This is a genomic window from Streptococcus danieliae (genome assembly GCF_013415245.1).
Taxonomy (GTDB): Bacteria; Bacillota; Bacilli; order Lactobacillales; family Streptococcaceae; genus Streptococcus; species Streptococcus danieliae_A.
Genome location: NZ_JACBXX010000237.1, coordinates 1 through 809, shown reverse-complemented (window position 1 = coordinate 809; position 809 = coordinate 1). Strand labels below are relative to the sequence as shown.

Genomic DNA, 809 nt, shown 5'->3' with positions numbered 1-809 from the left:
CACCTTAGTACCTGCTGGAAGCTCAGTCATGTTACCGATTGATTTCTCGGCTGATGGTGTTTCGCCAACTTTAACAGTCTGATCCATTGGAGCTGGTGTGTTACTGTCCGCTTGACTTGGATTTTCTTCAACCTTAACTGTCACAGAAACCTTGTCTTGAGAACCATCTGGGTAAGTCACTACTACCGTAGCTGGTTTATCACCAGCTTGGCTTGTGTCTACTGGTGTTTCAAAGGCAGCTTGGGTGCCTTCTGGAAGCTCAGACATGTTACCGATTGACTTCTCAGCCGATGGTGTTTCTCCAACCTTAACCGTTTGATCCGCTGGAGTTGGTGTGTTGGTTGGGTTTTCTGCAACCTTAACTGTTACAGGAACCTTGTCTTGAGAACCATCTGGGTAAGTTACTACAACAGTTGCTGGTTTATCACCAGCTTGGCTTGTGTCTACTGGTGTTTCGAATGCTACCTTAGTACCTGCTGGAAGCTCAGTCATATTACCGATTGACTTCTCAGCCGATGGTGTTTCTCCAACCTTAACCGTTTGATCTGCTGGAGTTGGTGTATTCGTGTCTGCTTGACTTGGATTTTCTGCAACCTTAACTGTCACAGGAACCGTGTCTTGAGAACCATCTGGGTAAGTTACTACTACCGTAGCTGGTTTATCACCAGCTTGGCTTGTGTCCACTGGTGTTTCGAATGCTACCTTAGTACCTGCTGGAAGCTCAGTCATGTTACCGATTGATTTCTCGGCTGATGGCATTTCGCCAACTTTAACAGTCTGATCCATTGGAGCTGGTGTGTTACTGTCCG

Annotated in this window: 1 protein-coding gene; it reads right to left on the bottom strand. The window is 46.6% G+C overall.

Annotated elements, in window-relative coordinates; all coding sequences use genetic code 11:
* Positions 1-809 (bottom strand): Rib/alpha-like domain-containing protein (locus HZY94_RS09860; RefSeq protein WP_257151920.1); only part of this gene is annotated, 809 nt, incomplete at both ends.